This is a genomic window from uncultured Caballeronia sp., assembly GCF_964243625.1.
Taxonomy (GTDB): domain Bacteria; phylum Pseudomonadota; class Gammaproteobacteria; order Burkholderiales; family Burkholderiaceae; genus Caballeronia.
In genome coordinates, this window is the sequence record NZ_CAXTGZ010000523.1 from 1 (window position 1) to 4,244 (window position 4,244).

The window sequence follows — 4,244 nt, forward strand, 5'->3', positions numbered from 1 at the left end:
TTTGCGGCGAACGCTTAAACGCGACACTGCGTCATCGACTCTGCAACACCGCCATCACCGAACTCGAAGCTGCAGCTAGCGAGAGGAGACACGGTCCGGCGTTCCACTCACATAAAAACCACGAGGAGGACATCATGAGCAGTCGTTCAGGCACCGATGACGAGAGACACTTTGCGCTATGGAGCGGCAAGCAGGCACGTATGCCTGTCGGTTCGCCCCGCGTGTTGATCGCGCATCAGGACAAGCTGATTGGCGAGTCGCTGGCAGCATTGCTGCGGCTTACCGGATTACAGGTGATGCAAACGCAGAACCTGAAGTCAGCGCGTTCATTGCTGCAGAACTGGAAACCCCAGGCATTGATACTGGATACGCGGCTCGACAGCGATTCCGGTTACGCCTTCATCAGCGCGCTACGGCCCGACGCCGACATGACCGGCCGCCTGCTGGTCGCAATCAGCAATATCTGGCCGGCGGACCCCATCGAAACGCTGAAGCACGCCGGATTCGATGCCCATTGCCGCCGTCCCTGCGCCACCTGGCGCCTTGCGGAAATGCTGACCACCTACTTTTCGATACCGCAACGCCGCAGCTACTAAAACTTGCCCGGGGTCCCGGCTTCAGCCGATCGCCATGACGATCAGCACCGCGCCCACCACGGCTACTGCATCCTCTGCCAGCGCGGCAGGCAGATCACGGCCAAACGCACGCGCCAGCGCGCCTCGGGCGCTCGCCCCGCCAAACGTGCCGATGACCGCACCGATCAAGCCGGCCACCGCACCACCGATCATCGATCCGGCCGCCGCCCCTATCGCGGCGCCGCTCACGGCACCGGTCACAAGCCGGGCGCCGAATTGCATCGGCACTTTGCGGCTGGGCGTCTTGGGCAACTGATCCGTGACGAGTTCGATGAGGGCAAGCGCCGTCAGGATGTACGGCGTAATCGTCGCGCCGAGAAAAGCCAGCGGCGTGTGCTGCAGCGGCAGGAGGCCAAGGTGCGCGGCCCAGCTTACGGCGGCGGGCGCGGTCATCGCCCGGAGACCGGCAATCACGCCGATGAGCAATGCCAAAAGATAGAGGGACATCAAAAGCTCCGGTGGTTCGAAGAAGGAAGATCGGGACTCAGTGAGCCAAACGCAGTTCGCGTTCCCGAGCGATATCCGAACTCAATCGATCAAGGAAGGGCCATGGAAAACGGCGCGGAGTCCAAAGACGTCCGCGCCGTTTTCCTATAGAGCTCAAAGCAGTTTAAAACGTGCTCCAGCCGTCATCGCCGGCAGCTTTCAGTTGGGCGACGCGAACGGCCGGCGCTCGTTTCTGCACGCCCTGTGCACCCCTCGCAATCGCACGAGCTTGCGGCGCCGCGCTCGCCGCCGCAGAACCCTCCATCTGGAAAAACGCAACCGCATCCATCAACTGGCGCCCCTGTTCCTGCAGCGAATGCGATGCCGCCGCGGCTTCCTCCACCAGCGCCGCGTTTTGCTGCGTGACCTCGTCCATCTGTGTGATCGCCTGATTCACCTGTTCGATACCGCGCCCCTGCTCGATCGATGCCGCCGCGATCTCCTCCATGATGTCCGTCACGCGCGCCACCGCCTGCGTGACTTCGGCCATCGTCTCGCCGGCCTGCCCGGCAAGCACCGATCCGCTCTGGACCTGCTGCACCGAGTTGGCGATCAGCTCCTTGATCTCCTTGGCCGCGCTCGATGACCGTTGCGCCAGGCTGCGCACCTCGCTCGCCACAACGGCAAACCCGCGTCCCTGCTCGCCCGCCCGCGCCGCTTCCACGGCCGCGTTCAGCGCCAAAATGTTCGTCTGGAACGCGATACCTTCGATCATCCCGGTGATTTCCGCAATCTTCGCCGAGCTCGCGCTGATGCCGTGCATGGTGTCGACCACCTGGCTCACGACCTTGCTGCCACGCTGCGCGACATTCGATGCACTCGATGCCAGAGCGCTTGCCTGCTGCGCGTTCTCCGTGTTCTGCTTCACCGTCGATGTCAGCTCTTCCATGCTCGCCGCCGTTTCCTCCAGCGACGCCGCCTGTTCCTCCGTCCGTTGACTGAGGTCGGTATTGCCGGTGGCAATCTCGGTGGAAGCGTTGGCAATGCTTCCGCTGCTTTCACGCACGCGGCTCACGGTTTCGATCAGGCGCGCGTTCATATCGGCGAGCGCGCCGAGCAACTGGCCGGTTTCGTCCTTCTGCATCACCACGATGCGGCTTCGCAAGTCACCACGCGCGACGGTGCTGGCAACATCGACTGCACGGCGGATAGGGACGGTGATCGAGCGCGTAATGAACACGCCCGCGGCGGCTGCCAACGCAAGCGCGGCGACGCAAAGCGCGACCATCCAGTTGCGCTGCGTCTGGTATTGCTCGTCTGACTCGCGCACCATCTGCTCCTGACGCCCACGCGTGTATTCCGCGTAAGCGTTCGTGGCCCTGACGAGCGCGGCCAGCAAGGGCCGGCATTCGTTGTCCATCTTCACGATGGCCTCGTCGTGCTTGCCGCTCAGCGCCAACGCCACGATGTCATTCGCGACCGGCCCGTAGAGCGATTCCACACGATCCACCTCGCTCACGAGGCTGCGGGCGGTGTCGCTGCTGTCAGGCCCGGTTGCGACCATGGTTTTCAGGAGCTTGAGCTTCGTCTGCACATCTTCCGAGGCCTGAATCACTTCGGCTTTTTCGATCTCGAGGTCCGATGGTTTCGTGACGAGCACGAGATTGCGCGCGGCGATTGCCCGGCGATCCACAGCCGTGCGCACTTGCGTGGCGACATCGGCGCGGGCATTCGGGCCATGCACATAGCTGGAGAAGCCGTCGGTCGAGGCGCTTAAAGCGTGCAGCGACATCACCGAAACACCCAGCACGATGACGGCGAGCACACCAAACCCTCCGATGAGCTTGCTCTTGATGGACACGTCTTTGAGATTCATGTGGCGACTCCTGCCCTCACGGGCATAACGGCTGAGTTGCCGCTGCGGCCTTTGCCCCCAAAGAACCGCCAGCGGATCGAGTGCGGCGCGGGCGGACCGGTTTTATCAATGGTCCTGCCCGCGGCCCATGCCTGTCGCAAAGTGCTTTAAGACGGCGAGGCTCTCACCCCTCGAACGCGATAAACTTTTTTCGTGATGCTCCGTCGCACATTTGTCGATCCAGGCAATGTGTTTATCGACCGCCAGAAAAATTGCTTGAGGAAAAAGATGCAGATCTTTTACTGAATTTCGCAGCGCCCGTGGTCCTGAGGGATTTTTTGCCGACGCATACGACAAAGGCGCACCCGAGGTGCGCCTTATTGATGTTGACCGCGCTATTGCGCGCGTCAGTCAGGGATTTTCACGACCGGCTGGAATCAGCCGCGATCGTCGACCCAGTTGCGGGCCCACTTGCGGGAGTGGCCGATTGCCTGCGCTTCGTCCTTGAAGTAGTCAAGGACATGAAACTGATAGCGATTGCCTTTGCCTGTGCCGCTGTTACGTTCAAGCAGCAAATTGGACGCGAACAATCCGTCCGGCAGACGATGTGCGAAAGCTATGACTTTGTAGCCGTGATACTGCGAAATTTTAGAGTTATGGTTTGAGTTATGCATGGGTGATACACACGAATGAACGCCGTCCCACAAAAGCTTGTGCAAGGACGCGTCGTTGCTGGCACGAGGCCATGAATTCGCAGAGGAGCAGCAGAAATACAGCAGAAAGCAGCCCGAGGTACAACGCGGCGACGAACTCAAAACGTTCGCAGCTCGATCGCGATGTAGCAGCGGAGTGTTGCAGGAGATTGCAGGGGACTAAAGCGGCAGAGGACTAATGCGACAGCGGACTAAAGTGGAGATGCAACACATGCAAGCAGAGGCAGACAGGTGCAATGCTGATGGCAGCGGCGCCGTGGAACCTGATAACTCAAAAATCACCTGGTTGATACGGCTGCCGCAACCGGGAGCCAAAGCTCCGCGAAACGCTTGATACACGTGTGAACCGGTGCGAACCAATTCACACGCTGAAACAAATTACACCGTCAATTACAGCGGGGTAATGTTCGAAGCTTGCAGACCCTTCGGGCCTTGCTTCGTTTCGAAGCTAACCTTCTGGTTTTCGGCGAGGGTCTTGAAGCCTTCGCTGCGAATTTCCGAAAAGTGGGCGAAGAGGTCGTCGCCGCCTGCGTCAGGCGTAATGAAGCCGAAGCCCTTGCTGTCGTTTAACCACTTGACGATACCGGTATCCATATTAAATCCTTGAAAATATAA

5 protein-coding genes are annotated in these 4,244 nt (G+C 60.3%); 1 reads left to right on the plus strand and 4 read right to left on the minus strand.

The window, feature by feature from the left end; translation table 11 throughout:
- Positions 1–134 precede the first annotated feature (134 nt).
- Positions 135–596 carry a response regulator gene (locus ACFFAR_RS26165; protein ID WP_062003083.1) on the plus strand — a complete coding sequence of 154 codons (462 nt, stop codon included), beginning with the start codon at positions 135–137 and terminating at the stop codon, positions 594–596.
- Positions 597–617: 21 nt separating this feature from the next.
- On the opposite strand, the gene ACFFAR_RS26170 is transcribed toward ACFFAR_RS26165, so the two are convergent.
- The 4 genes from ACFFAR_RS26170 to ACFFAR_RS26185 form a co-directional block, all read right to left on the minus strand.
- Positions 618–1,082, minus strand: coding sequence for a DUF4126 domain-containing protein (locus ACFFAR_RS26170; protein WP_375508739.1), 465 nt, complete (start codon positions 1,080–1,082; stop codon positions 618–620).
- A gap of 163 nt (positions 1,083–1,245) precedes the next feature.
- On the minus strand, positions 1,246–2,937 hold the full coding sequence (locus ACFFAR_RS26175) for a methyl-accepting chemotaxis protein (RefSeq protein ID WP_375508740.1): 1,692 nt from the start codon (positions 2,935–2,937) through the stop codon (positions 1,246–1,248).
- 416 nt (positions 2,938–3,353) lie between these two features.
- Positions 3,354–3,506: a hypothetical protein gene (locus ACFFAR_RS26180; protein WP_375508741.1), complete on the minus strand. Its 153-nt coding sequence runs from the start codon at positions 3,504–3,506 to the stop codon at positions 3,354–3,356.
- A gap of 513 nt (positions 3,507–4,019) precedes the next feature.
- The gene (locus tag ACFFAR_RS26185; RefSeq protein WP_375508742.1) at positions 4,020–4,223 is read right to left on the minus strand and encodes a cold-shock protein; all 204 of its coding nucleotides are present in this window, start codon (positions 4,221–4,223) and stop codon (positions 4,020–4,022) included.
- Positions 4,224–4,244: the final 21 nt, after the last annotated feature.